Genomic DNA, 26,485 nt, shown 5'->3' with positions numbered 1-26,485 from the left:
CGCCATGGCCGGGATCGCGCTCGCGACCGGCATGGCCCGGGCCGCCGACCCCACGACGCCGGATCCGATACCGAGCCCCAGCCCGAGCACCACCTGCACGTCACCGGCCCCGACCCCGGCCCCGACCCTGCCTCCGACCCGCGGGCCGGTCCCGACCTCGCCCCCGACCTCTGCTCCGTCACGCACACCGCTCCCCTCGTACGAGCCGACCCCGACCTCGGTTCCGGCGCCCACGACGGTTCCGACGTACGCGCCGACTCCGGCCGCGGCCGCGGCGCCCACGGCGGTCCCGACGTACGCCCCGAGCCCTGCTCCGACGTCGCCCACGACGGTTCCGACGTACGCCCCGAGCCCGACTCCGACCCCGGTCCCGACGTCCACGGCGGTTCCCACCCCCGCACCGACTCCGACCTCGGTACCGACCTCCCCGCCGGCTCCCTCGCCGAGCCCCACGTGCACGCCGGCCCCGACCGCCACGCCCGCTCCGACGGCGAGCCCGTCCGCCTCCGTGCCGACCCGCGGGCCGGTTCCGACGCCGCCCCCCACCCGCGTAGCGCCGACCCCCGCACCCTCCGCGGTGGAATAGCGCGCGCGAACCGGGCCGCCGTAGGCCGCGCAAGCCCCTGATCGGGTGCCGGGCGTGACCGACCACTCGAACGTGTGGGTTCAAAGGCGGGCGGGCAGGCGGCTGTTGGCCCGCCCGCCGGGGTCGTATTCGCGTTCGAGGGATTCGTCCTTCCGGGGCCGTGACGGGCGTAGAACCGGGGCGTTCTTGGAGCACCAGTGCCAACCGGCCGCCCAGATGGAGGACACCGTGCATCCCGAACCCGCACCCGCCCCCTGCCGCCTCGGATTCGAACAGCGGCGGCGGACCTCCGCCGCCGCCCGCCCCGCGCAACCGCAGCGGTCCGGCATCCGCGCCTACCGCGCCGTACGACCGGATACGAGGTGGACCGCATGAGCGAGCCCACCGACGCGGCGGCGACGGCCGGCACCGTTCCCGGACAGCGGTCCGCCCAGCCGTCCCGGCCGTCCCAGCCGTTCCTGCCCCCGCCCCCCTCCGCGGTGCCCGCCGGGCCCGAGGACGGAGACGTCACCGACGGCCTGGAAGAGGCGTACTGGTCCGTCCACGACGGCGCCGCCGCGAGCGCCACCGTACGCCAGGTGCTCGTCCGCCTCCCCCGCATCACCGCCCTCATCGGCCGGCTCGCCTGGCAGGCGGACCGCCGGGCCACCCTCGCCGCCGTCCTCTGCCAGCTGGCCTCCGCCGCCATGACGGCCTTCGGCCTGATGGCCTCCGTCAGGGTCCTCCAGCACCTGTTCGCCGAGGGTCCGACCCCCGACCGGGTCCGCGCCGCCGTCCCCGAGATCGTCCTCTTGGCCGGCTTCCTCGCCGCCCGGGCCCTGCTGGAAGCAGCCGTGGCCGTGGCCCAGGCACGCGTCACCCCCAAGATCCGCACCGCGCTGGAATGCGAGTTCCTCCACCTCACCGCGCACGTGCGCCTCGAAGCGGTCGAAGACGCCGACTGGCACGACGAGGTCCACCGCGCCAACGACCGCGGGCTGTTCTACGCCCGGATGATCGTCGGGCAGGTCGTCTCCCTCGCCGCGGCGGCCCTCGGACTCCTCGGCACCGCCGGCGTGCTCGGCGTCCTCCACCCGGTCCTCCTCCCGCTCCTCCTGCTCTCCGTCCTGCCGGTGGGCCTGGCCGCCGTGCACAGCGCACGCGCCCGGTTCCGCTCGTTCAAGCGCTGGAACGCCCTGCAACGCCGCGTACGCGTCTTCTCGTGGCTGCTGCTCGACGTGGACGCGGCCGCCGAGCTGCGCTCCGACACCGCCCAGGGCGCCCTCCTCGCCGAGCATCGCCGCCTGACCACCAGGATCGCCGAGGAGGACACCCGCCTCGGCGTGGGCTCCGCCCTCCTCAATCTCGCCGGGCGGGCGGTGGGCGGCACCGGCACCGGGATCACCTACGCGGCCCTCGCGGCCATGCTGATCGCCGGCTGGCTGCCGCTGGCCGCGGGCGCCGGCGCCGTCCTGGCCATCCAGGCGGGCCAGTCCTCCCTCACGCGGCTCATCGAGGTCGCCCACCTCGTCTACGAGCACGCCCTCTGGGTCGACGACCTCCTCGCCGTCCAGGAACGCAGCCGCCGCCTCCTGCCCCGCACCTCCGACGTCCCGGCGCCGGACCGCGTGCGGGAAATCACCGTCCGCGACGTCCACTTCACCTACCCCGGCAAGGACACGCCCGCCCTCGACGGCGTCTCCTTCACCCTCCGCGCCGGGGAGACGGTGGCGTTCGTCGGCCTCAACGGGTCGGGGAAGTCGACGTGCGCCAAACTCCTGGCCGGCCTGTACGAGGCCCAGCGCGGCAGCGTCAGCTGGGACGGCGTCGACGTACGCGAGATGGACGCCCGGTCCGTCCACCAGCGGGTCGCCTGCGTGCTGCAGGACCCCGTCCGGTTCCCCTTCAGCGCCCTGTCGAACATCACCGCCGGCGCCGGCAGCCTCACCGAGGCCGACCCCCGGCGCGCCATGGCCGCGGCACGGGCCGCCGGCGCCGACGCGGTCATCGCCGCACTGCCCGGCCAGTGGAACGCGCTGCTGTCGAAGCGGTTCAAGGGCGGGCAGCAGCTCTCCGGCGGGCAGTGGGCGAAGATCGCCGTGGGGCGGGGCCTCTACCAGGAGGCGGTCCTGCTCCTCCTGGACGAGCCGACGGCGAGCATGGACCCGCCGTCCGAGCACGCCGTGTACGAGGCGGTGCTGCGCGGCCGGCTGCGCGAGGACCAGATCACGGTGCTGATCTCGCACCGGCTCGCCAGCGTCGTCGACTGCGACCGGATCCTCGTCTTCGACGGCGGCCGCATCGTCGAGTCCGGGTCCCACGACGAGCTGATGGCCCTGGACGGCGGCTACGCCGCCATGTTCACCCTCCAGGCCAGCGGCTACCGCAGCACGGAAGCGGAGGCCTGACGACCGGGGCCGGCCGCCGGACCACCCGCGTCCGTCCGGCCGGCCACCGCGCTTCCCGATTCGCTACGCCACACGACGCGACGTGCCGCGCCCGACGACGGCTGGATACCCTGGCCGCGGCCCTACCGGGAGGACACCGTGATCACACGAGACTGGCCGCAGATGAGCCGCGAGGCCTTCGAAGCCATCGCGGAAGCCGCCGCACAACACGACGTCAAGCTCGAACTCATCAACGGAGAACTGGGAGTCAAGCCCGTGCCCGACGGCGACCACGGCGAGATCATCATGTGGCTGCTGGAACACTGCATGCGGCAGCGCCCCGACCTGCGCCTGTACCCGGAGCAGGGCCTGCGCGTGGAGACGTACGGCAACGGCAACGCCCGCCCGGACGGCGTCCTCGCCCCCAAGGGCTACTTCGCGGGCCAGGGCGAGTGGGCGGCCGCGGACGGCGTCGTCATGGTCCTGGAGGTCACCTCGTACGACGCGAAGACCGACCAGCGGGACCGCCAGGACAAGCCGCGCGCGTACGCGGAACAGGAGATCCCGGTCTACCTCCTCATCGACCGCGACAACGGCTCGCTGGTCCTGCACGCCGACCCGGTCAACGGCAGGTACCACACCCAGACGTTCTTCTTCGGCGACACCGTACGGATCCCCGCGCCGGTGGACATCACCCTGGACGACACCGACATCCTCAAGAACCACGTCCGCTGAGGCCGGCGCCGGTCTCAGGGTGCGTCGAGCAGCGTGGCCGTGAAGGAGAGCGCGCCGGTCCCCTCCTGGAGAGTCGGGAGCTCCTGCGCGCCCATGGCGGCGGAGAGCAGGTTCCAGTCGCCCTTCTTGTACCGGTGGACCGTGCCGCTCTCGGAGACCTTCCGCCACCCGCGGCGTTCCAGTTCGGCGTCGGCCGCGACCCGGGCCGGCTCGGCCTCGGGAGCCTTGAGGACGCCGATCCAGTCGAACATGTCCGGCCGCTTCGCCCCGTTGCGGACCGGGGTGGTCTTGCCCACCGCCGGGTCGACGCCCGCCTTGCGGATCGCGGCCACGATGTCCGCCTCGACGGAGTCACGCGTCGCCGAGGCGGCCTGGGGCGTGCGCGGGGCGGAGGCGGAAGCCCGGGCGGGGGAGCCGTCCTCCGCTTCACCCGACCCGCAACCCGTCAGGACGGCGGCCGCGGCGAGCACCGCCAGGGCCAAGCCGTGTCTCGTCGGCAGTCCGGTACGTCTGTGCATGGCGTGCTCCCCCTCGTAAACGATCAACACGAGAGTGTCGCACCCGGGGTGCCCGGGGCCCACCGAATTCCCGGCCCGCCGCCTCAAGCCCGGTCCGGCGGCCGTTCCGCGTCCCCGAGGAGCCGCTGCGCGGCGGCTTCGAGTTCGGCGCGCACCACCCGTCCGCATTCCAGCGGTGCGCACACCTCGAAGGCCCGCCCGCCGACCTCGCCGAACAGCAGCACCTGGAGGTACTCGGGGCCGCCGGCCTCCGCACGGCCCAGCAGCACTTCCACGGTGAGCAGGGCCCCCTCCGCGAGCGCCCGCGAACCGCGCTGCGGTTCACCGTCGAGCAGCAGGAACTCCTCCTCGTACCGGCCTTCGGGCGCGGGGGCCAGCAGCCATCGCGCGAACTCGGCGGCCAGCGGTGCGCCGCCGGGCAGGGGCGTGCGCCCGATGAAGTACGCGTCGAGGTACCAGCCGCCGCCCGGATCCGCGCCGACCGCCAGCCACATGTCGTCGACGGGCGCGCCCGGGTAGTGGCTGCCCCGCCACCCGAACCTGAAGCTACTCAACTTCGGCGAAGAAGGCGTCGGCGACGGCCCGGTTGCGCCGGGCGTCGGTGAGCGGCTCGCCGAGGATGCGTCCGGCGAGCTCGGTGGCCAGCCCGAGCACGTCCTCGCGCAGCTCGGCCTCGGCGACGACCCGGTCCGCCTGGAGCTGCACGGCAGAAGCGGCGACCAACTCCTCGCGCGCCCGCACCCCCTCCGCGCGCACCTCGGCGAGCAGCGCCGCACCCTCTTCGAGCGCGGTCTGACGGATCCGCGAGGCTTCATGACGGGCCGCGGCCAACTCGGCCTGGTACACGGCGAGTACGCGCTGCGCCTCCAGCTGCGTGTCCTCGCAGGACGCCAGCACGCCGTCGATGGCGGCCTCACGCGCCACGAGCACCTTCCCGATCCGCGGGAGCAGGACCTTCGCCATGAGGGCGAAGGCCGCCGCGAAGCAGAGCAGGGCGACTATGAGGTCAATGACATTCGGCTTCAAAGGTCCCATGAACAGATGATATGCGGGCGTGATCACCCTTCGCATCGGGTCCGGCATCCGGAGCGAGCGAATGGCCACGGCCGCCGCCCACACCGCGGAGGGCGACGGCCGGAAAGCCGACGGATGGTCAGGTGGCGGCACCGACGGGGGAGGCGAGCAAAGCATCCGGGTTGTCCTGGTACTTGTAGCGGCCGAGAACCAGGGGCCGGTGGCGTTCCAGGTGTTGGCCTTGGCGTGGTGTCCGGTGGCGGCGAGGGTGCCGTTGACGTAGAGGGGGATCAGGCCGGGGGTGTCTTCGTAGCTGGCGGTGAGCTGGGTCCAGCCGCCGACCTGGACTTTGTCTGCGGCGTTGCGGACGTCGGCCTGGTCGTGGTTCCAGCCGTCGGTGTCGGCGCGGCCGAGGCGACAGGTCATGTGTTGAACCCGCTGGAGCGCTGCCCGTCCTGAAGGAGCAGTGGCGGACCACCACCGCCTATCCCGGATCCGATCGCACGGATACGCTCCCGCGCATGGGGGACGCGGCCACGAGCGAGATCACGGACGCCGCCGGCAACGCCTGGAAGCTCGGCACCACCATCTTCACCAGCTACGACGTCCTGGGCCGCCCCACCTCCCGGAACCGGGGCGCCGTCGACGGCCCCAAGCTGGCCGCGTTCGAGTACGACACCCTGCTCCCCGGCAAGCCCACGTCGTCCACGAGCTGGGTGAACGGCAAGGCCTGGCGGCAGGAGACCACCGGCTACGACATCGGCTACCGGCCCACCGGCACCCGACTGACCGTCCCCGACGGCGAAGGCGCCCTCACCGGCACCTACTCGCTCTCGACCAGCTACGACCCCGTGACCGGTCTGGAACGCCGCACCACCCTGCCCGCCGCGGGGGGCCTGCCCTCCGAGCGCCTCGAAGCAGGCCGCAACATCAACGGCCTGCCCGTCTCCTACGGCTCCGACACCGTCGACTACGTCAACTTCACCGACTACGACGAACGCGGCACCGTGCTGCGGACCACCTTCGGTGACGTCCCCAGGCAGGTCAGCCTCACCACCATCCAGGACCCGGCCACCGGCCGACTGCTCGGCACCCGGATCGACAAGCAGGACCAGTCCACTGCGGTCGAGACCACCAACTACACCTACACCCCGGCCGGTGACGTCACCTCCGTCGACAACAACCAGGGCTCCGTACGCGACCTCCAGTGCTTCGCGTACGACCACCTGCACCGCCTGACCGGCGCGTGGACCGACACCGGGGCCACGACCACCCGGCCCGCCCCCTCCGTTCCCGCGATCGGAGGCTGCTCCCGCACCGCCCCCGAGGCCGGGGCGATCGGCGGCCCGGCCCCCTACCGCCAGGACTTCACCTACGACATCACCGGCAACCGCACCTCGCTCACCGACCACGACCCCGCGGGCGACCCGGCCAAGTCCGTGACCACCACGACGGCCTTCCCGGCGCCCGGCTCGGCGCGCCCGCACGCCCCGGCCTCCACGACCAGGCAGACCGGCACCGGCCCGGCGGCGGCAGCCCCCGTCACCTACGACGCGACCGGAAACACCCTCACGCGCCCCGACGGCACGGGAGGCAGCCAGACCCTGACGTGGAACGAGGAGGGCCACCTCGCCTCCGCCACCAGCAAGGCGGGCACCTCCACCTACGTCTACGACGCCGACGGCAACCGGCTGCTGCGCCGGGACCCGGGCAGGACCACGCTCACCCTCGGCTCGACCGAACTCACCCTCGACACCGCGACGAACAAGGTCACCGGCACCCGCTACTACGCCACCCCCGGCGGTCCGACCATCGTCCGCACCTCCGACGGCAAGCTCTCCTACGTCGTGGCCGACCACCACAACACCGGCACCACCGCCATCGACGCCACCACCCTCCAGGTCCAGCGCCGCAGCACCAAACCCTTCGGCGAGGAACGCGGCACCAAGCCGGCCGCCTGGCCGGGCGAGAAGGGCTTCGTCGGCGGAACCCAGGACACGTCCACCGGCCTCACCCACCTCGGCGCCCGAGAATACGACCCCCGCACCGGCACCTTCCTCAGCGTCGACCCGGTCCTGACACCGGGCTCCAGCCAGTCCCTGAACGCCTACAGCTACGCGCACAACAGCCCGCTCACCACCTCGGACCCGAGCGGCCTGTGCGCCGAACTCGACTGCCCCACCCGCGCGTGCGCCACCTGCCACAACACCACCCCGGGCCACCAGCCCCGGCCGGACGCCCAGGAGCCGGGCAGCGGCTCGGGCAACCCGGCGGCCCGCTCGGGCCACGGCGCGAACTACGGCAACAGCTACCGGCCTTCCCCCACGAGAGGCAGGCCCATGAACTGCAGCATGACCCGCTACGGCTGCGGCGGCCCGAAGCCCCCACCGCCGCCCACCCCTGTCGCAGTGGCGATCGCATGGGTGGAGAGCCCGCCGCCTCCCGTCTTCTACCCGGACGACTGCCGGGTGGACGACATCAGGGTGGATTGCATGGTGGACGTTCCGCGCGAGCGAATCCTTGAAGATCCGTTCAATGCGGAGAACGGGAAGAATGGTTCCAACAAATGGGCGCACTGGTTTGCCGAATCCTCGGACAGCTGCGCGAAGCGGGCTCAGCAGTACGTGTGCTTCGGTAGCTCTCCTGCCGGAGATCAGCCGATGACTGTTGGGGATGTGCACTTCTTTCATCTGAGCAAGGAGGAATTCGCTACCAGGCTTGACGATGAAGCAGAGAAGAGGGCGTGGATGCTGAATTTGGTTGGGGCGGATGGCGTGGAAGAACTCGGCCCCGACCTGGAGCGCCATGAAGCGATTCACTCGAAGCAGTGGGCCAGGTCTGGAAGCACCGCGGGTTTTGCGGGAAGGTACTTCCGCGATGTGATGGCGTCTGAATATGAGGTGGGAACTCCCTCACATGCGAATGGCTTTGAAAAGGAGGCGAATCTGTGGTGGGGAAGCTATCTCATCTGGTGTCCGGCGCAATTCATCGTGCCAGGCAAGGACATGGATTGCTGAGAAAGGAGAAGGGGTCTCCGGTGGCGGTGCGCATGGCTACTGTCGTGGCGGTGATGTCGATGGTCACCGCAGCCGCCGTCAGCTGTTCGCCTGCCCCCAAAGCGCTGCTGGCCGTCGAGCGTACTGAAAGCGGGCGAGCCCGCATTCTGGTTGCCCCCTGTCCGCGCTACACCGCCCAGATGTTCTCTTTCTTCAGTTCCGGCGGAACGATCGGTTACAAGCGCTGGTTCCTCATGAATGACTCCATGCGTGGGTCACTTGCCAGCGTGGATCTTTTCGAACCTCCCCAGGGATGGAGTGTCAGAAGGTCGGAACTGGTCGATCTCAAGGGTGGCCGAGAGTACACGGCGGTTCTCAGGGGTGGCGTTAATGGTCGTGGACTGGATGGGAGAATATCGTTCACGCCGGACCTCTTCGACCGCCTGAAACCGGGAAAGGTTCTTGTCCCAGACGGCGAAGGGGCGAAGATGGTCAAGAGATCCGAGTTCATGAAGAAGGATGCCGACCGCTGCACTCCTGGGTGATGCGGCATGAGGCCCCCGCGCTGCTCGCCTGGGGCTACACCGTCTCCTCGTACAGGTCGGTTTCGCAGGGCGTGCGGTCGAGCAGCAGGGGGCCGAGGCGGTCCGCCATGGCGGCGAACCACTCTTCGAGGTCCTCGTCGGCGTCGTGGAAGAACCAGGAGTCGAAGCTTCCCAAGGCGTCCAGGTCCGGTGCGGGCCCGAAACGGAGTTCGCAGTGCACCTGCGCGTAGTGGGCGTGTTCGCCGTCGTCGTCGCTGACGTCGAACTGCTGGGTGAGGTCCACGGTGAACATCGGCCGCCCGCTGAAGGCGTACGTGCCGTACTGGAAGAGCAGGCCGTCGGAGTCGGGTGTGGGCGTCGTCTCGAAACGCCTCCGCCCGAAACGGGTGAAGGCCAGCCACGCATCCCGAGTGGTGCCGCCGGCCCCCACCTCGGCGCGCAGCGCATCGAGGGTGTTCTCCAGCGGCGGTCTGTCGGGCACGGCGGCTCCCCTCGCTCGGTGAGTCAGCAGACTAGGGCTTGCCCGGCGGATCATGGTCGGAGCCATAAGCGGATCGTGGCGAGGGTGACGGTGCCATGAAAAACGTAGGCACGCTTGTCGTAACGCGTGGTCACGGCCCGGAAGTTCTTGAGTGCGTTGATGGTGCGTTCGACCTCGTTGCGGCGTCTGTAGATCGCCTTGTCGAAGCCGACGGGCCGGCCGCCCCTGCGTCCGCGGCGTTGCCGGTTGGCGCGTTGGCTTCGCGGTTCGGCAATGGTGTGCTTGATCTGGCGCCTGCGAAGGTAGCGACGGTTGCGGCGCGAGCTGTACGCCTTGTCTCCGCTGAGATGGTCGGGGCGGGTACGAGGGCGGCCGGTGGTGAGCCGGGGGACGTTCAGACGTTCCAGCACCGGGATCAGCTGCGGGGCGTCGCCCCACTGGCCCGGGGTGATCAGGAACGCCAAGGGGCGGCGGCCGCCCTCGCCGACCAGATGAATCTTGCTCGTCAGACCGCCCCTCGAACGTCCCAGCCCTTCATCTGGCCGATGCTGAGAGGGCAGAGCCCGCTGTCCCGGGATGCGCGGGGCTGTCATGCGTGCGCCAGCCGCGTGTTGATGAGCCCGACAGGAGGTGGAATCGATGCCGACCACACTCCAGTCGATCCGGTCTTCGGCGTCGGCGTGCGCCAGGAGCGAGCGAAAGATCTTGTCCCAAGTGCCGTCCGCCGACCAGCGGCGGTGACGCTCGTAGACGGTTTTTCACGGCCCGTACTGTGCAGGCACGTCACGCCAGGGTGTGCCCGTTCACAGCCGGAAGAGGATTCCGTTGATGACCGTGCGATGGTCGCTCCATCGTCCGCCCGGAAGTCCGCCGCCGGGCAGGAGCGGCTGGAGCCGTGCCCACTCGTCATGTGTCAGATCGCCCCGCCCGACCTCAGGCACGGTGCCCCCATTCACCCAGACCGGACGACGTGGGCGGTTACGCGGTGATCCGCCGGGCGTACACCTCGATCTCGATCTTCATGCGGGAATCGGCGAGGCCACACATGAGCATGGTGGCGGCCGGCCGGACGTTCCCGAAGGCGCGACGCAGTACTGGCCAGCAGGGCTCGAAGTCCGCTCGGTCGGGCAGCAGATAGCGCACCCGCACCACGTCGGCGAAGGTGCACTTCGCTTCGGTCAGGGCAGCCTCGATGTTGCGCAGGCACTGCTCGGCCTGCTCCACGACATCGTCGGAAATCGTCATGGTGGTGTAGTCGAACCCGGTCGTCCCGGACACATGCACCCAGTCGCCGTCTACCACGGCGCGGGCATAGCCGATCTGCTCCTCGAACGTCGAGCCGCTGAGGATGAAACGTCGCTCTGTCATGCGCCGAACGCTAAGTGACCAGCACTGATACGTCTAATACGTCGCGAGGCACGACCTGATATCTCTATGCGTATGGAGCGCCCTGAACTACCCCTTCCGCAGTTGTACGCCTTCGTCGTGCTCGCCGAGGAACTGCACTTCGGCCGCGCCGCCGCCCGCTTGGGCATTGCCCAGCCGCCGCTGAGCCAGCAGATCCGCCGCCTGGAGGACAAGGTCGGATACGCGCTCTTCAGCCGCGCACCCGGGCACATCGGCCTCACCCCAGCGGGCCGGGAACTCCTCCCTGCCGCCCGGCATGCCCTCACCGACCTCGCGGACGGCCTGACAGCCGCCCGAGAAGTCGGCAGCGGCAAGGCCGGCCGCCTGCGGATCGGCTTCGCCGCCTCCCTCGCCCTCACCGTCCTGCCCGGCCTGCTGCGAACCTTTCGGCAACATTTCCCCGCCGTGGACGTGGACATCCAGGAGATGACCACCGCGCCGCAACTGGCCGCTCTGCGCGAAAGAACGATCGACGTCGGCCTGTTGCGCGAGCCGCCTGCCCATGATGCGGACCTTGGGTTCGAGACCGTGCTGACCGAGCCATTCGTGGCCGTCTTGCCCTCCTCGCATCCGCTCACGGCACAACGAACCGTCCGAGTCGAGCAGCTGGCGGACTACCCCTTCGTGCTCCTGCCTCGCGTCGTCGGCCCGCCGTTGTACGACCAGATCACCAACTTGTGCATCACAGCAGGCTTCACACCCCAAGTGACCCAGCACGCCGTGGAATGGCAGACCGTCTGCGCCCTGGTGGAGACCGGCTTGGGCGTGTCACTGGCCCCGGAGAGCATCCGCCGCATCCGCCTCGAAGGCGTCGCCTTCCGCAAGATCCAGCCCGACACCGCGCACACACGAGTCGCCGTCGCTTGGCGCAAGAATGATTCAAACCCTCTGGTCCCACGCCTCTTGGCAGCTCTCAACCAAGATCCGCCGGACACGCCCTAGTCCCGTGGGTGGGCGGTGTCGGTGTCGGTGTCGGGTGAGAGGATCCGGTCATGCCCCTGCCGCAGCCTGCTGATCTGACCTCGCTCGTCCTGCGTACCGATTTTTGTGACGACGCGGCCTGGGACGCGGTCCAGGCCGCGCTCGACGGCGCCAACGGGGAGTACTCCAACGCCACCTACGTCAGCGACCCGCGCTTCACCGACGTGGAGCTCCGGGTACTGCTGGCCGAGGAGACCGCCGCCGGCGAGGACGAGCTGGTCGTGCACATGTTCCTGGCCGACGCGACGACGATGGCGGATCCGGCCCACCCGCTGCTGGCCGTGGACCTCTGGGAGGAACCCGGGCGGACCTTCAGGGTGCCGGCCCGGTGGTTCCCCGACGTGTCCGCCAACCTCTGCATCGCGAACATGGACTTCGCGGAGTTCGCCGATGCCGCTGACGGGTCGGGGACCTTCCGCGGCTTCGGCGAGGTCTGATGCCGAACCTGCCCGCCGGCTGGACGGTCGAGCGGATCCGTGAGCTGTCGGGGTACGGATCCGACCTGGCCGGGGCCATCCGCGGACTGTGAGCCGCCCCGCCGGTCAGCTGCGTACGGCGCCCGTCAGCGGGGCCAGTACCCGCCATCCCGCCGTCTCGTACAGGGCCCGGCCCTCCGGGGTCGCGACCAGTACGCCCTCCGTGGCGCCCCGGTCGGCGGTGGCGTCGGTGAGCGCGTGCATCAGCAGGCGTCCCAGGCCCCGGCGCTGGTGGGCGGGGTCGGTTTCGACCTGGTCGACGACGAAGGCGGGACCGGCCATGCCGGCCTGGCCGCGGGCGGCGAAGGCGCCCTCGGCGGTGCGGATCAGGGCGCGGGCGACGCCGCTGCGGATCCAGGTGTCCAGCCGGTAGCCGGCGGCGACCGCCGGCGGGGCCCCGGCGCGGGCGGTGCGCGGCGGGGCGGACATCAGGAAGCCGGGCCCGCCGGCCGGGGACCAGCCGGGCCCCAGCCAGGACTCGAACTCCTCCGGTGCTGCCGGTGCCTTCAGCCACGTGCCCGGGGCGGCCGGGTTCTCGGTGATCTTGCGGACGGCCGCCTCGTCCGCGGCGGTCAGTACGTGGCGCGCGACGTGCCCGGGGAGGCCGACGTCGATGGTGAAGCCCCAGGGCGCGGGGACGGGGTCGGCCGCGCCGCGCGACACGGCCCAGCCCTGGACCCATGCCTCCATGGCCTCGGCCGTGTCGTGGCCGTGGCCGTGGGGGAGGGCGGGAAGCACGGAGGTGCCCATCAGGCACATCCCCTTTCCGGGTGAGTGATCGTCCTGGCACCGCACAGCCTGCCCTTGTTGCGAGTTACTTGCAATAAGGTCGTGTCAGGCCACCTCCACGCCGTCCAGTTCGGCGTAGTGATCGCCCTTGGAGAGGCGGATGGTGTTCCAGCCCTCCCGCAGGGGCACGGAGGTCTCCGCCGCCTCCCACTTGTCCCAGCCGGTGTGCCGGTAGCGGACGGTGCCCGCGGCCTTGCCGTTGACCGCGAGGCCGTGCGTGGCCTCCACCGGGGATCCCGCGCCGTCCACGGAGCCGTTGCCGAACCACACCCACAGCCGGTGCTCGCCCGGCGACGCCGCGAAGACCGTGAACTCCACGTGGCTGTCCGCGTGGTCGATGCCCCCGACCGCCCTGCCGTCCGAGGCGGACGGAGCGTCGCGGACCGCCGCGTGGTGCACGAGGGCGTTCTCCGCCTGGTAGACGACCTTGCTGCCGCGCGCGACCGGGTAGCCGTTCGCGAAGCCCAGGTCGGCCGCGTACATCACCCGGCGGCGCGGATCGTCACGCCAGCCGTGGAAGAGGATGCGGTCACGGCCGTCGGGGCCGGTCACCACGTCCTGCCCGCCGGGGCCCCGCACCGTGCCCGAGAGGGTCTCCGTCGTCATCAGCGGCTTGGCCGCCTTCGTGTAAGGGCCGGTCAGGTTCCGCGCCACCGCGTAGCCGGTCCGGTAGCCGTCGCCGCTGTAGTCGCCGGCCGAGTAGAAGAGGACGTACTGGCCCCCGCGCTTGACGAGGGTGGGGGCTTCCACCACGCCGTCGTCCCCGGTGGGGTCCTGCCGGAGCAGCCTGACCGGGTCCCCGGTGGTACGGGTGCCGTCCCACGAGACGGGCTGCAGGTGCAGCCAGGTGTCCGTGCCGCAGCAGTTGCCGTCGTTCTTCCACAGCAGGTAGCGCTGTCCGCCCTCCGTGTAGGTGGAGGCGTCGATCGCGCCGCCCTCGGCGGCCGGGCACACCAGCGGCCCGTCCCCGACCGGCCGGAACGGCCCGTCCGGTGACGAGGACCGCGCGACGCCGATGCACTGCCTGTCGCTCGCCCGGTCGTGCGCCGTGTAGTACATGGTGAAGCCGTCGCCGTTGCCGTTGCCGTTGTCGTACACCTCCGGCGCCCACACCAGGTCGCGCCGGGGCGCCGCCCAACCGCCGAGCGCCGGCAGGACGTCACCGCCGTCGGCCTTCCAGCGCTTCAGGTCGCGGGAGGTGGCGTGCTGGACGTTCCTGCCGTCGCCGTTGGTGGCGTACGCGTGGTACGTGCCGGCGACCTTCACGATGTCCGGGTCGGCGAACTCCCGGTCGAGTACGGGTGCGGCTGCGGCCGGGCCCAGGGCCGTGGCGGCGGCGACGGTGACGAGCGCGAGGCAGCGCAGCACCCGGCGCCTGAGGGGAGGGGGCGGCATCAGGCGCATGGGCTGGGGCTCCGATCCTGCGCGTCTTCGGCGTTGGGCAGTCGGACTGACCAACGCCTCGACGTCCTACGAGTTGCGCACGGTCCCCCTAGCGGGGCGGCAGGCCCAGGAACTTGGCCGGAGCCAGGTCGAGGAACTTCGACGTCCCGTCGGCGAGGCGGGCCGCCTCCGGCCCCTCCGGGTCGCCCGCCAGGCTGCGGAAGGTCAGTTCCAGGGCCCGGTCGCCGTGGCGCACCAGCAGGGTGGTGATCCGGGCCTGCTGCCCGGGCGAACCGGCCAGCATCGTGCGCATCAGGGCCTCGTCGCCGAACCGCTGCTCCACCTTGAGCGGCTCGCCCGGGTCATCGGCCGGGTCCACCACCTGGACGGTGATCTCGTCGTCGCCGATGCTCATCGTCCACGAGGCGCACTCGGTGTACACGCGCCGCATGTCGGCCATCCAGGCGGCGGCCGCGCCCGGCACCCGCTCCGAGACGCCCTCGTCGACGACGATCGAGGAGTCGGCGTTCATGAACGAGGTCCTGACCTCCCTCGCGGCCTTGTCGCCGAACGCCCGGTTCAGCACGGCCGTGAGTTCCGGGGTCTGCGCGGTCATCGGCGGCGGGTCCTCGTCGGACGAGGGCGACGCCAGCTCGGTGAAGTCGTCGAGGCCCGCCGCGGGCAGTTCCGCCGCCGTGACCAGCAGCTGCGCGAGGTCCGGCTGCGAAGCGTCGTCCCGTGTGCTCACAAGTTGCCTTCCTTCAGAGGGGGTTGGTGCGTGGTGGACGCCACCGTAGCCCGCTGCGCCGCCGAGGCGATCACGGATCCTCGTAATGTTTGAAGTCGCGGTGCAAGCGTGCGGCGCCCGCCCCCGATCAGGGGCGGGCGCCGCTGCCGTTCCGTCAGGAGACGGTGATGAACTTGGCCGTGCTCGGCACCCCCTGGGCGTCCAGGGCGAAGAGCATGTAGGTGCCCGGCAGCACGACGCCCTTGTCGGCCGGGATGGACACCGCGTACGTGCCGGTCCCCGCGGCCGTGGACACGAGAGGGACCCGCCGCTGGTCGTTGTCCGTGGAGTGCGTCGCGGCCGCGGCCCGCATCAGGACGAACGAGGCCACCTGCCCCTCGGCCGCGACGGTGAGTGAGGCCCCCGCCGCCGCCCGGGGCGGCACCCCGCCGGTGATGACGGGACGCGGCTTCGGCGAGCCGTCCGCGTTCAGCAGGTACGGCGGCGTGAACACCGCCCCGTCGGCGTGGTTGGTGGCGCAGTCGCCGCACAGGCCGCCGCCGCCGGAGAAGATCCGCCCGTCGGGCAGCAGGTTGGCCACGCTGTGGTAGTTGCGCGGGACGGCCATGGAGGCGAGCGGGGTGAAGCTCCCGGTCGCCGGGTCCCACAGCTCGGGCGTCAGCACGGACGTGGCGTCGCTGAACGGCACCGGGTACGCCTGCCCGCCGAACACCGCGACCTTGCCGTCCGGCAGCACGACGCTGTTGCCGAAGGCGCGCGCGTACCCCATGTCGCCCGTGCGCGCGGCCTGCACCTGACCGCCGCCGTCGATGCTCACCGTGTACGCGCGCCGGGTGGCGGGCGTCTTCTCGTACGCGGGCGAGCCGCCCAGGGTGAGCAGCTTGCCGATGTCGTACGCGACGGCGTTGCCGGTCATGGCGTCCTGGCTGTCGGCCCGGGTGCCGGCCGGGGTGATGCTGCCGTTCCCGCCGGTCGTGATCCAGTTCATCTGCTTGCTCGGGCCCAGCTGGAGCACCTTGCCGCCCGAGGTGGCGTGCAGCCACATGTGGTTGTCGGCGCGGTAGGCCCCGGCCGGGTCGGCCGTCAGCGCCGGGCCGGCGGGGACACCGGGGAGCCTGCGCCAGGTGCGGGTGTCCGGGGACCAGACCTCGCCGGCCTTGTCGCCCGCGGCCCCGCTCCAGGACCCGCCGAGGACGAAGGCCTCACCGGTGGAGAGCAGGGTCATGGCCTGGTAGCCGCGGGCGATGTTCATGGCGGTGGTCGCGGACCAGGTGTCGGTGGCCGGGTCGTAGACGCTCGCCTTCTCCGCGTTGCTGCCGCCGGTGACGAGCACCCGACCGTCGGCGAGCATCGCTATGCCCGGGCAGAACATGTCGTGGCCGGTGTTGTCGATGCGGCGCTGCGTCACCTTGCCGGTCTTCAGGTCCAGGATCGCGGTCTGGGTGTAGCCGTTGCTGCCGCCGAAGCGGTCGACCGCGTACGCGGACCAGGCCAGGAGCTTGTCGCCCGGCAGGACGGCGGTGGCCACCGGCACCAGCGGGAAGCCGGTGATCCGGTCCCAGGAGCCGTGGGCGGCCGGGTCGGCCGGTCCGCTCAGGCGGATCTCGGCGGCGGAGGTCCAGGGCCCGCGGTTGCCGGCCTCGCCGGTCACGGTCAGGCGTACGTAGCGGGCGTTCTCGGTGCGGGTGAACGTGGCGGTCTTGACGGTGTCGTCGTCGCGCCACGTGCCCGCCGCGACCGGTGCGCCGAAGGCGGCGCCGTCGGTGCTGGTGGTGACGGTGTACGCGCCCGCGCGCCCGTTGGGGCCGTCGTTGCGCGGCTGGTAGACCAGCGCGGAGACCGCCGCCGTGCGGTGCATGTCGAGGGTGATGGTGTGCGGCAGCGGGGCGGGGGTGCCCGTCCACTTGCTGTGCCAGATGGTGGCGGAGTCCCCGTCGAGGACGTTGGCCGCGCGGCCGCTCTCCCCGGTGGTCTCCTCGTCGCTCGCCGTGGCCGTCCACCCCGTCCGCGGCAGGTCGACGGTGGCGGCCGGGGTGCCGGGGTCGCCGAGCAGGTTGAGCTCCGCGGCGGAGGTCCACGGTCCGCGGTTGCCGGCCTCGGTGGACGCGGTGAGCCGGACGAACCGGGCGCCCTGCGGGGCGAACCCGAGGGTCTTGGCACTGGCGTCGTCCGCGAGGGTGCCGGTGGCGACCGGGCCGCCCCAGTTCTGGCCGTCGGCGCTGACGCTGATGCTGTACTCGCCGACGCGCCCGTTGGCCCCGTTGGTGCGGGGCTGGTAGACGAGCGCCGAGACCACCGCCGTGCGGTGCATGTCGAGGGTGATGGTGTGCGGCAGCGGGGCGGGGGTGCCCGTCCACTTGCTGTGCCAGATGGTGGCCGCGTTGCCGTCGAGGACGTTGGCCGCGCGGCCGTTCTCGCCGCTGGTCTCCTCGTCGCCGGCCGTGGCCGTCCATCCGGTCCGGTCGAGGACGGGCGCCGTCGGCTCCATGGCGTTCGCCGGGGCCACGCCGTGGTGCGGCGACTGCTGCGCCGCCTGCCCGCCGCGGGCCCCCGGCAGCGGCGCCGGCCGGGGCCCGGTGCTGGCCACGCCCAGCCAGGGCGTGAGCCCGACGAGCAGCGAGCCGAGGGCGAAGGCGATGAGCAGGGGGGAGCGGCGTAACGCTCGGGCTAGGGCGCGTATGCGTCCGGGCTGCAATCGGACCTCCTGGGCGAGTCGTGGAAAGAACCGCTGAAGCCCCTAGAACATAGGTCAGCGCAGATCAACTCGACCGTCGAACAGGGGAGTTGGCGCGAACCCGCGCCACCGCACGCGGAAGGACCCCCTCCGCCGGACCCGGCGCCGACGCGCCCCGCCACCTTCGAGTGGTGTCGCCCACACCCGGCCTGTGCGGATTCCAAGGCGTAGTGGCGAGCAGCCATTCGATCCCCAGGACGAAACCGGACACTCGCCTCGGCGCCTCAAGGAGAGACGTTCCCGTGCGCGTTGCCGGGCACGGAATTCGCGGTGCCGTTGTCAGAGGCGGGTGGCACCATCTGGGCCGGTGGTCCCATCAGCTACAGGGGGTAGGCATGGAGAGCACGACGACGTACGCATGGCCGCGCTGGGCGGAGGCGGCGGACGGCGAGGCGCTGGAGCGCTGGCTGGCCGGCCACGGCTGGGAGGTCGACCCGACGGTGTTCATGGCCGGCGGGCTGGGCCAGGCGGTCCAGGTCCGACCGATCGGGCCGGGCCCGGCCGGTGCCGACGGCCCGGACGCCCCGGACGGCGAGGCCGGTGAGTTCGGCGATGCGGGCGAGGCCGGTGAAGCCGGTGAAGCCGGGCTGCTGATCCTGCCGGGCGAGACGGTGGAGTACGCCGGGGCCCGCATGCGGATCGCCCGCCGCACCCCGGCCGACACCGGAGCCCGGGCCTGCGCCTGAGGCCGTCCACCCCGGGACCCGAAGGCCCCCGGAACCCGAAGGCCCCCGGAACCCGAAGGCCCCCGGAGCCCGAAGGCTCCAGGGGCCGCACGGCACAGGGGCCCCTCCCCGCGCTCGGCGGAAGAGGGGCCCCGGTCGGCGTCAGCCCGCGACGCGGGCCATCCACGCCTCGACCTCGTCCGCCGAGCGCGGCAGCCCCGCCGAGAGGTTCTCGCTGCCGTCGGCGGTCACCAGCAGGTCGTCCTCGATGCGGACGCCGATGCCGCGCCACTCCTCGGGCACCGTGAGGTCGTCCGGCTGGAAGTACAGCCCCGGCTCCACCGTGAGCACCATGCCCGGCTCCAGCACGCCGTCCACGTACTCCTCGTTGCGGGCCTCGGCGCAGTCGTGGACGTCCAGCCCGAGCATGTGGCCGGTACCGGCCATGGTGAAGCGGCGCTGCAGGCCGAGCTCGAAGGCACGGTCCGCCGGGCCCTCGATGAAGCCCCACTCCACGAGCTTCTCCGCCATGTACCGCTGCGCCGCCACGTGGAAGTCCCGGTACGCGGCCCCCGGCTTCACCGCCGCGAAGCCCGCCTCCTGGGCCTCGTACACGGCGTCGTACACCATGCGCTGCACCGGCGTGAAGACGCCGCTGATCGGCAGGGTGCGGGTGACGTCGGCGGTGTAGAGGGTGTGCGTCTCCACGCCGGCGTCGAGCAGGAGCAGGTCGCCGGGGCGCACCGGGCCGTCATTGTCGGTCCAGTGCATGATCGTGGCGTGGTCGCCCGCGGCGCAGATCGAGCCGTAGCCCACGGAGTTGCCCTCCAGCCGTGCCCGGCGGAAGAAGGTGCCCTCGATCCACCGCTCGGAGGAGGCGACCGCCCGCGAGAGCTCGCCGACGCAGTCGGTGAAACCGCGCACGGTGGAGTCCACCGCCTTGCGCATCTCGCCGATCTCCCAGGCGTCCTTGACGATCCGGAGCCCGCTCAGCGCCTCCTCCAGCTCGGCGTCGCGCTCGGCGTCGGTGGTGACCGCCGCCTCCAGCGCCGGATCGACGCCGCGGACGATACGGGTGGGCACGTCGGGCGTGGCGGCCAGATCGGCGGCGGCGGTGCGGACGTCGCGACAGGACAGCCCGAGCACGCGCTCCGACTCGGCGAGGGAGCGGCGCCGGCCCATCCACAGCTCCGCGGTGTAGCCCAGCCAGAACTCGTCGGAGTCCCGGCCGTCGCGCGGCAGCAGGTAGCAGTACGCGTCGTGGCCGCCGTCCGGGCGGGGTTCGAGGACGAGCGCGCAGTCGCGGGCCCGGTCCCCGGTCATGTGGACGTAGCCGGAGTACGGGCGGAACGGGTAGGTGTCGTCGTTCGAGCGGGTCTTGAGGTTGCCCGACGGGATGACCAGGCGCTCGCCGGGGAAGCGCGCGGAGAGCGCGGCGCGGCGGCGGGCCGCGTACGGGGACTGCTCGTCGAGCGGGAGGCCGTGCTGTTCGGTGTCCGCCCAGCCCGTCCTCATCAGGGCGGACAGTTCCTCGGAGACCCCCGAGTAGAGGCCGTTCTTGCGACCCTTCGCCACGTCCTTCTCCTTCTTCCGTTGTCCGTCGTCCGTTGTCAGTCGTCTGCTGTCGCCGGCCGTGAGCCCCCGGCGGTTCCCGGACGGTACTGCGGGACGGCGCGCCCGGGAGGGCCTGTGGTGCCAGTGGCACTGATCGGCCATTGCGTCGCCGCGCGGTGGTCGATAATGCGGGGCATGGCGAACGCGAAACTGGGCGAGGCCCTGCGGATGCTGGGGATCGGCCCCGCGGCGGGCCGTGTGTACCTGTCACTGCTCGAACTGGCCCCCGCCCCGCTCACCGAGATCGGGGAGGCCGCCGGGCTGGACGGCGCCGAGCTCGCCGCCGCGTACGCCGAGCTGGTCGACGCCGGGCTCGCCAGTGCCGCCGCGGAGGGCGCGGACGTGGTGGCGCCGGTGCCGCCCGCCGCGGGCCTGGAGATCCTCGCCAGGCACCGGGCGGCCGAGCTCGAAGGGTCGCGCATCGCCGTGGGCGGCGCGTTCGAGTCGTTCCGCCGCCAGCGGCTCGCGGCGTACAACGACAACCTCGTCGAGGTGGTGACCGGCGACGCCATCGGCCCGAGGATGCGCCAGGCCTGGACGAGCGCCCGCGCGCAGATCCGCCAGCTCGACTCGCCGCCCTACTTCCCGCTGGCCGGCGCCCTCGACGACGCGCTCGGGACCCTCGCCCGCGGCGTGACGCAGCGGGTCGTCTACTCCAAGGCGTCACTGGAGGTGCCCGGGCAGCTGGAGACGGCCATCGAGCCGTGCATCGAGGCCGGCGAGCAGGCCCGGGTGGCGCCGACGGTACCGGTCAAGCTGGTGATCATCGACGAGGCGTACGCGCTGGTGTCCCTGTCGATCAGGGAGGCGGACGTGCACAACACGATGCTGGTGGTGCAGCCGTGCGGCCTGCTCTCCGCACTCCTGGCCCTGTTCGAGCAGACCTGGCAGCAGGCCCTCCCCTTCCACGGCCGCGCCACCCGCCCGGCCGGCCTGCCCCCGGCCGACCGCCGGCTGCTCCGCCTCCTCGCGGGCGGAGCGAGCGACGAGGTCATCGCCCGCGAACTGGGCATCAGCCGCCGCACCTTCTTCCGCCGGCTCCAGATCCTGATGGCCCGCCTGGGCGCCGCGAACCGCTTCCAGATGGCCCTCCAGGCACAGCGCAACGGCTGGCTGTGAACGCGCGCTCGTACTCGGGCGCGAGCTCGGGCGTGGGCGTGTGCTCGGGCGCGAGCTCGGGCATGAACCTGAACCTGAGCCTGAGCCGAGCCTGAGCGTCGTCCCCGGCCCCGGAGGCCGGGCGGTCACCGCCCGGCCGGGACCCCCGCCGCCGCCGGACGCGACGCGTCCGATACCCCCGCCCCGCCCAGGGCCAGCCGCTTTCCGGTGAACCCGGCCCGCAGCCGCCGGTCGTGGCTGACGACGACCAGGGTCCCGGCGTACGGCGCCAGCGCCGCCTCCAGGTCCTCCACCACCCCCGGCGCCAGATGGTTGGTCGGCTCGTCGAGCAGGAGCAGGTCGTACGGCCCGTCGGCGACGAGCCGGCCCAGCTCCACCTTGCGCCGCTGCCCCGCGGACAGCTCCCGGAGCGGCCGGTCCGCGTCGGCCGTGCCCAGCAGCCCGAGCCGCACCAGGGCTTCCGCGACCTCCTCCCCGAACGCCCCCGCCGCGGAACGGCCCTCGCCGGACCAGGGATCGTCCTGCCGCAGCAGCCCGACCCGCCCCGGCGCCCGTACGCTGCCGTCCCCGGCCGGCACGAGACCCGCGAGCACCTGCAGCAGCGTCGACTTGCCCGACCCGTTGGGCCCCGTGACCAGCATCCGCCCGCCCGCCTCCAGCCGGAACGACACCGGCGCGAGCCGCCCCGGCACGGCCAGCCCCTGGACGTCCACCCCACCGCTCGGGCCGCCGTCGGCCCCGAACCGCCCGGTGAACCGCAGCGGCTGCGGCGGTGCCGGAACCGGATGCTCCGTCAGCCGGGCCAGCCGCTCCCGCGCGTTGCGGATCCGGCTCATCGCCCCGTGCGCCCGCGACCGGGCGCGGAAGGCCCCGGCGCCGCTGAACGCGGCCGGCGCCTTGCGCGGGATCTGCGCGAGCCGCCCGATGCCGCTGTCGGCGAGCCGTTCCACGCGCCGCGTCTCCTCGACCCACTCCTCGTACTCGCGCTCCCACCGGGCCCGCGCCGCGGCGCGGGCGACCAGGTGCCCGGCGTAGCCGTTGCCGTGCCGGTGCACCGCGAGCCGTTCGTGGTCCACCTCCAGGACCGCGGTGGTGACCCGGTCCAGGAACATCCGGTCGTGGGTGACGGCCACGAGCGTGCCGGTCCGCCGCACCAGGTGCTCCTCCAGCCATCCGACGGCCTCGTCGTCCAGGTCGTTGGTGGGCTCGTCGAGCAGCAGCAGCTCCGGCTCGGCCGCCAGGGCCGCGGCCAGCGCCAGCCGTGAGCGCTGCCCGCCGGACAGTGTCCCGAGCGCCCGCCCCCGCTCGATCGGCTCCCGCTCACCGAGCCGCCGCAGGAAGGCGGCCACCCGCCGGTCGGCGTCCCGTCCGCCACGCGCGTCGTACTCGGCGACCAGCCGCCCGTACGCCTCGACCTCCTCGGGGCCGGCCAGGTGGAGGCGCTCCTCGGCCGCCCGGATCCGCCGTTCCAGTTCCCGCAGCCCGGCCAGCGCACGGTCCACGGCGTCGCCGACCCGCGCCCCGGCCGGCAGGTCGAGGGTCTGGGCGAGGTACCCCACGCCACCGGGTGCCCGTACGCACACCTCGCCCGCGTCGGCCCGTTCCTGCCGGGCCAGCAGCCGCAGCAGCGTCGACTTCCCCGAACCGTTGTCCCCGACGACCCCGACCCGTTCCCCGGGCCGCACCGAGAAACCGACCCGGTCCAGCACCGTCCGGGTTCCGTACCGCTTGCCGACCTCGGCCAGCACGACCTGACTACCAGCAGCTGAAGCACGCACAGGCAACCCCCTCCGTTTGGAACGAGACGTTTCGTCTCGTCAAGACATTACGCGGGCTCCCCGCCTTTGGCAAGACGCTGCGTCTCGCCTGAAGCGCCCCCCGGCCGCCCCGTGTCCAGTGGGAGCCATAACTGAACCCAGCTCGCCGAGAACTAGCCGAACTGGCCGACAACTGAACAAGAACTGGGTAGAGTTGGCGAGGACTCATACAGTGGAGGGGAAATCCAATGAAGCTGACGGTGTTTCAATTCGAAGGCACGGCCGCGGAACTCGACGCGTCCCAGGTCATCCAGCAGCTGCTCGCCCAGGGCGACACGTCGTCCACCGGCGTCGTCGTCGCCGGATCCCCGGCCCCGGCCACGGGTTCCGACCCCGCCCAGATCCCGGGCGTCGCACACGAGGGCCAGGCGGCGGTGAGCGCGCTCCTGCGGGGGAACCCGGCCGCCGAACACTTCACCGGGTTCCTCGCCGCGGCCACCGCCTGGCCCGACGTCAAGGTGCACGGCGTCAAGCGCCACCGTGCCGGGGCGGATTCGGCCCTGGACTACGGGGACTACCTGCGGGTGCGCCGGCAGGGCTCGCCGAAGGGTGCCTTCGCGTACGTCTACGCGCACAACGGCGTGGTCAACCTCCGGCTCCCCTACGACACGGACGACGAGCTGCTCGCCCGCCTGGCCCCCGCCGCGTACCGGCTCGAAGGCGGCAACGCGCAGTACCGCATCAGCGTGCAGATCGTGGACGAGGAGACCCGCGAGCAGGCCGTCGAGCTGGCGAAGGTGGCCTACGAACGCACGTGAACACCGGCCGCCCGGCCATCCGGAGCCGGCCGTCGGCGTCGGGGTGCTCCCTCAGCGGGCGGCCGTCCGGGCGGTGTGGGCGATCTGCCGGACCGGCGACAGCGCGTACCCGGCCGTCACGTAGCCCGCGACGACCGACAGGGGTCCGAGAGCGGCCAGGACGAGCAGCGCCGGCGAGGTCAGCGGGTCGCGGGGCGGCCGCCGGTCGGTGGCCGGACAAGGGGACCGCCCGTCCGTCTCGGGCCAGGCGCAGTCGGCGGGCGCCAGCACCAGCGTGCCTTCCGAACGCAGCTCGAACACCGGCTCGTTGCCCCTGTCCACGGCCTGCCGCGCGAGCAGGAAGACAACGGCGAGCAGGGCCGTCCCGGCCAGCATGAAGACCCCGCCGTAGACGCACGTGAGGCGCAGGCGCGTGACGGCACGCCGCGGCGGCGCGGGCCGCCCGCCCCCGGCGCGGCCCCGGACGCGGATGGGCATCGGTATCGGAGTCGGAATCGGCATCGCGCTCCCCCCTCAAGGCGTGACGGTCCCCACTGTCACCCCGACCCCCTAAGAGGCGCGTCAGCTCGGGCGCGGACGGCAGCTGGTTTCATGGCCTCCGGTGACGTCCGTCATCCGTCAGGGGGAGGAGCCGGTGATGGCCGCTGCGAAGGCGAAGGCGAAGGCGAAGGCGAAGGCGGAGGCGAGGCCGAAGGCATGGGCGTTCGGCCTGGTCAACTGCATCCTGTACCAGGCGATGTACCGGGAGGGCGGCGGCGCGGCACTCGACGACGAGACGGTGCGCCGGTACGCGACGGCCATGCGGGCCGAACCGCTCTCCGAGCGGCCGATGGCCGAGCAGGTGGCGGCGCTGCGGGCGGTGCTGGCCACCGGCACACCGCTGGCGAGCACGTTCGACCCGTACGAAGGGCAGGAGCCCTTCGGTGAAGCCGAGTTCCGCGGCTTCCTGGCCCGGCTGGCCGACGAGCTCGAATCCCGCGGCCCCCGGCCCCCCGCCCGCGCGCCGTGAGGTTTCGCGCCCCTGCCGCAGTAGGGTCTGCCGCACCCGTTCCAGGGGTTCGCCGGTTTTTCCGACTCCGCCGGACCCTCGCCCCGGAGCGACCGGGGGGAGAGGATGGACGGGGAACCGGTGTCCAGCCCTGACCGGGGTCTCCGTGCGAGGCCTCCACCCGACCCGAGGGGGCGTGCGCACGTGCCCGACCACCACCACCCGACCGCCGAGACCGGGGACCGAGTCGAGCTCGCCCCCGGCGAAGTCCCCTCCGACGGCCGTTTCGCCAACCCCGACCTCCTCCCCGTACCGGTCGAGGCCCGGCGCTGGACCACGTACAACTTCACGGCCCTGTGGGTCGGCATGGCGCACAACATCCCCTCCTGGCTGCTCGCCTCCGGGCTGGTGGCCCTGGGGATGGACTGGAAGCAGGCCGTCTTCACCATCGCGCTCGCCAACCTCGTCGTCCTCGTGCCGATGCTCCTCACCGGGCACGCCGGCCCCAAGTACGGCATCCCGTTCCCCGTGCTGGCCCGGGCCTCCTTCGGGGTCCGCGGGGCCAACATGGCCGCGCTCATCCGGGCGGCCGTGGCCTGCTGCTGGTTCGGGATCCAGACCTGGATCGGCGGGTCCGGGATCTTCGTCCTGCTCGGCAAGATCTTCGGCGGCTGGGCGGGGGCCGCGGAGATCGGCGGCGAGCCGTGGACGCTGTGGCTCTGCTTCGTCGTCTTCTGGGCCCTCGAACTCGCCATCATCTACCGGGGCATGGAGGCGCTGCGGCGCTTCGAGAACTGGGCCGCGCCCTTCGTCATCGTCGGCGCGCTGGTCCTGCTGGTGTGGATCGGGGTGAAGGCGGGCGGCTTCGGCGAGCTGCTCGACCAGCCGTCCCGCCTCGGCTGGGGCGAGGACTTCTGGCCGGTCTTCTTCCCCTCCCTCATGGGCATGATCGCCTTCTGGTCCACCCTCTCCCTCAACATCCCCGACTTCACGCGCTTCGGCGCCGGCCAGCGCTCCCAGATCTTGGGACAGACGCTGGGGCTCCCTACGACGATGACCCTCTTCGCGCTGCTGTCGGTGTTCGTCACCTCCGGCTCCGAGGCCGTGTACGGGGCCCCGATCTGGGACCCGGTGGAGCTCGTCGCCAAGGCCGACAGCGTCTTCGGGCTGCTGTTCGCCCTGGTGACCGTGCTGATCGCGACGATCTCGGTGAACATCGCGGCCAACGTCGTCTCCCCGGCCTACGACCTGGCCAACCTGGCCCCCCGCCTGATCGACTTCCGCCGGGGCGCGCTGATCACCGGCGTGGTCGGCGTACTCATCATGCCGTGGAAGCTGACCTCCACCCCCGAGCTGTACATCTTCACCTGGCTCGGCCTGGTCGGCGGGCTGCTCGGCACGGTCGCCGGAGTCCTCATCGCGGACTACTGGATCGTGCGCCGCACCCGGCTCTCGCTGCCCGACCTCTACCGGGAGGGCGGCCCGTACTGGTACACGGGCGGCTGGAACCTCCGGGCCCTGGCGGCCTTCGCCGTCGGCGGCGTCCTGGCCGTCGGAGGCTCCCACTCGGCCCCCGGCAAGGGCCCGTTCCCCGAGGAGGGCCTGATCCCCTTCCTGAAACCGCTCGCCGACTACGGCTGGGCGGTGGGCCTGACCGCGTCCCTGCTGCTCTACACGGCCCTCATGGCCGGCGCGCGCCCCGCCCCACCGGGAGCGGGGCCCGGCCACGCCGGACCGGCATGACCACGGGGACCAGGCCGACCAG

23 protein-coding genes and 1 pseudogene are annotated in these 26,485 nt (G+C 72.3%); 11 read left to right on the top strand and 13 right to left on the bottom strand.

Annotated features, from left to right (window positions below; translation table 11 throughout):
• The first annotated feature begins 957 nt into the window (after positions 1–957).
• A complete protein-coding gene (locus ACQKM2_RS15705) occupies positions 958–2,973 on the top strand; it encodes an ATP-binding cassette domain-containing protein (RefSeq protein WP_427710041.1) in 2,016 nt (671 codons plus the stop codon).
• Positions 2,974–3,111: 138 nt separating this feature from the next.
• Complete coding sequence (locus ACQKM2_RS15700; protein WP_362467494.1) at positions 3,112–3,687, top strand: Uma2 family endonuclease; 576 nt, start codon at positions 3,112–3,114, stop codon at positions 3,685–3,687.
• Between the two features lie 14 nt (positions 3,688–3,701).
• On the opposite strand, the gene ACQKM2_RS15695 is transcribed toward ACQKM2_RS15700, so the two are convergent.
• The 3 genes from ACQKM2_RS15695 to ACQKM2_RS15685 all read right to left on the bottom strand — a co-directional run bounded on the left by ACQKM2_RS15695 (position 3,702) and on the right by ACQKM2_RS15685 (position 5,645).
• A complete protein-coding gene (locus ACQKM2_RS15695; RefSeq protein WP_427710039.1) occupies positions 3,702–4,205 on the bottom strand; it encodes a hypothetical protein in 504 nt (167 codons plus the stop codon).
• An 83-nt stretch (positions 4,206–4,288) separates the two neighbouring features.
• Entirely contained in the window at positions 4,289–4,759 is a 471-nt protein-coding gene (locus ACQKM2_RS15690) for a hypothetical protein (protein WP_427710037.1), read from the bottom strand.
• Positions 4,752–5,645 carry a hypothetical protein gene (locus tag ACQKM2_RS15685; RefSeq protein ID WP_427710035.1) on the bottom strand — a complete coding sequence of 298 codons (894 nt, stop codon included), beginning with the start codon at positions 5,643–5,645 and terminating at the stop codon, positions 4,752–4,754. Before ACQKM2_RS15685 ends, ACQKM2_RS15690 begins: the two co-directional genes overlap by 8 nt.
• 95 nt (positions 5,646–5,740) lie before the next feature.
• On the opposite strand from ACQKM2_RS15685, the gene ACQKM2_RS15680 reads away from it, so the two are divergent.
• The gene (locus tag ACQKM2_RS15680; protein ID WP_427710033.1) at positions 5,741–8,236 is read left to right on the top strand and encodes an RHS repeat domain-containing protein; all 2,496 of its coding nucleotides are present in this window, start codon (positions 5,741–5,743) and stop codon (positions 8,234–8,236) included.
• Positions 8,237–8,256: 20 nt separating this feature from the next.
• A complete protein-coding gene (locus ACQKM2_RS15675) occupies positions 8,257–8,760 on the top strand; it encodes a hypothetical protein (protein ID WP_427710031.1) in 504 nt (167 codons plus the stop codon).
• A gap of 34 nt (positions 8,761–8,794) precedes the next feature.
• Here the strand turns inward: ACQKM2_RS15675 and ACQKM2_RS15670 are convergent, their stop codons facing one another.
• The 3 genes and pseudogenes from ACQKM2_RS15670 to ACQKM2_RS15660 form a co-directional block, all read right to left on the bottom strand.
• Positions 8,795–9,241 carry a hypothetical protein gene (locus ACQKM2_RS15670; RefSeq protein ID WP_427710029.1) on the bottom strand — a complete coding sequence of 149 codons (447 nt, stop codon included), beginning with the start codon at positions 9,239–9,241 and terminating at the stop codon, positions 8,795–8,797.
• A 50-nt stretch (positions 9,242–9,291) separates the two neighbouring features.
• Positions 9,292–10,182: pseudogene (locus tag ACQKM2_RS15665) on the bottom strand (IS5 family transposase).
• Between the two features lie 37 nt (positions 10,183–10,219).
• Positions 10,220–10,609 (bottom strand): RidA family protein, encoded by a 390-nt coding sequence (locus ACQKM2_RS15660; protein WP_401240209.1) that lies wholly within the window; start codon positions 10,607–10,609, stop codon positions 10,220–10,222.
• A 72-nt stretch (positions 10,610–10,681) separates the two neighbouring features.
• Between ACQKM2_RS15660 and ACQKM2_RS15655 the strand changes: the two genes are divergently transcribed.
• Both ACQKM2_RS15655 and ACQKM2_RS15650 read left to right on the top strand, forming a co-directional pair.
• The gene (locus ACQKM2_RS15655; protein WP_427710027.1) at positions 10,682–11,590 is read left to right on the top strand and encodes a LysR family transcriptional regulator; all 909 of its coding nucleotides are present in this window, start codon (positions 10,682–10,684) and stop codon (positions 11,588–11,590) included.
• Positions 11,591–11,640: 50 nt separating this feature from the next.
• Entirely contained in the window at positions 11,641–12,066 is a 426-nt protein-coding gene (locus tag ACQKM2_RS15650) for a DUF6924 domain-containing protein (RefSeq protein WP_427710025.1), read from the top strand.
• 105 nt (positions 12,067–12,171) lie between these two features.
• Here ACQKM2_RS15650 and ACQKM2_RS15645 read toward each other — a convergent pair whose 3' ends face one another.
• From ACQKM2_RS15645 to ACQKM2_RS15630, 4 genes are all read right to left on the bottom strand, one after another.
• Entirely contained in the window at positions 12,172–12,855 is a 684-nt protein-coding gene (locus tag ACQKM2_RS15645) for a GNAT family N-acetyltransferase (protein WP_427710023.1), read from the bottom strand.
• 84 nt (positions 12,856–12,939) lie between these two features.
• Positions 12,940–14,289: a family 43 glycosylhydrolase gene (locus ACQKM2_RS15640; protein ID WP_427710021.1), complete on the bottom strand. Its 1,350-nt coding sequence runs from the start codon at positions 14,287–14,289 to the stop codon at positions 12,940–12,942.
• Between the two features lie 97 nt (positions 14,290–14,386).
• Positions 14,387–15,025 (bottom strand): hypothetical protein, encoded by a 639-nt coding sequence (locus tag ACQKM2_RS15635; RefSeq protein WP_427710019.1) that lies wholly within the window; start codon positions 15,023–15,025, stop codon positions 14,387–14,389.
• A 154-nt stretch (positions 15,026–15,179) separates the two neighbouring features.
• The gene (locus ACQKM2_RS15630; protein ID WP_427710017.1) at positions 15,180–17,720 is read right to left on the bottom strand and encodes a discoidin domain-containing protein; all 2,541 of its coding nucleotides are present in this window, start codon (positions 17,718–17,720) and stop codon (positions 15,180–15,182) included.
• A gap of 374 nt (positions 17,721–18,094) precedes the next feature.
• Between ACQKM2_RS15630 and ACQKM2_RS15625 the strand changes: the two genes are divergently transcribed.
• The gene (locus ACQKM2_RS15625; protein ID WP_427710015.1) at positions 18,095–18,445 is read left to right on the top strand and encodes a hypothetical protein; all 351 of its coding nucleotides are present in this window, start codon (positions 18,095–18,097) and stop codon (positions 18,443–18,445) included.
• Positions 18,446–18,586: 141 nt separating this feature from the next.
• Here the strand turns inward: ACQKM2_RS15625 and ACQKM2_RS15620 are convergent, their stop codons facing one another.
• Positions 18,587–19,999: an aminopeptidase P family protein gene (locus tag ACQKM2_RS15620; RefSeq protein WP_427710013.1), complete on the bottom strand. Its 1,413-nt coding sequence runs from the start codon at positions 19,997–19,999 to the stop codon at positions 18,587–18,589.
• Positions 20,000–20,173: 174 nt separating this feature from the next.
• Here ACQKM2_RS15620 and ACQKM2_RS15615 point away from each other — a divergent pair, with 174 nt between their 5' ends.
• Positions 20,174–21,157 carry a LuxR family transcriptional regulator gene (locus ACQKM2_RS15615; RefSeq protein WP_427710011.1) on the top strand — a complete coding sequence of 328 codons (984 nt, stop codon included), beginning with the start codon at positions 20,174–20,176 and terminating at the stop codon, positions 21,155–21,157.
• A 125-nt stretch (positions 21,158–21,282) separates the two neighbouring features.
• On the opposite strand, the gene ACQKM2_RS15610 is transcribed toward ACQKM2_RS15615, so the two are convergent.
• On the bottom strand, positions 21,283–22,935 hold the full coding sequence (locus ACQKM2_RS15610; protein ID WP_427710010.1) for an ATP-binding cassette domain-containing protein: 1,653 nt from the start codon (positions 22,933–22,935) through the stop codon (positions 21,283–21,285).
• 239 nt (positions 22,936–23,174) lie between these two features.
• On the opposite strand from ACQKM2_RS15610, the gene ACQKM2_RS15605 reads away from it, so the two are divergent.
• Positions 23,175–23,732: a hypothetical protein gene (locus ACQKM2_RS15605; protein ID WP_427710008.1), complete on the top strand. Its 558-nt coding sequence runs from the start codon at positions 23,175–23,177 to the stop codon at positions 23,730–23,732.
• Between the two features lie 51 nt (positions 23,733–23,783).
• Here the strand turns inward: ACQKM2_RS15605 and ACQKM2_RS15600 are convergent, their stop codons facing one another.
• Positions 23,784–24,209 (bottom strand): hypothetical protein, encoded by a 426-nt coding sequence (locus ACQKM2_RS15600; RefSeq protein ID WP_427710006.1) that lies wholly within the window; start codon positions 24,207–24,209, stop codon positions 23,784–23,786.
• Positions 24,210–24,369: 160 nt separating this feature from the next.
• On the opposite strand from ACQKM2_RS15600, the gene ACQKM2_RS15595 reads away from it, so the two are divergent.
• Together ACQKM2_RS15595 and ACQKM2_RS15590 are read left to right on the top strand one after the other, a co-directional pair.
• Positions 24,370–24,741: a hypothetical protein gene (locus tag ACQKM2_RS15595; RefSeq protein ID WP_427710004.1), complete on the top strand. Its 372-nt coding sequence runs from the start codon at positions 24,370–24,372 to the stop codon at positions 24,739–24,741.
• Positions 24,742–24,846: 105 nt separating this feature from the next.
• Complete coding sequence (locus tag ACQKM2_RS15590; protein ID WP_427710002.1) at positions 24,847–26,463, top strand: NCS1 family nucleobase:cation symporter-1; 1,617 nt, start codon at positions 24,847–24,849, stop codon at positions 26,461–26,463.
• The last annotated feature ends 22 nt before the right edge of the window (positions 26,464–26,485 follow it).

It is taken from the genome of Streptomyces sp. NPDC004126 (assembly GCF_050275515.1).
In the GTDB taxonomy this organism is placed as follows: Bacteria; Actinomycetota; Actinomycetes; order Streptomycetales; family Streptomycetaceae; genus Streptomyces.
This window is presented reverse-complemented; position numbering and strand designations above follow the sequence as displayed.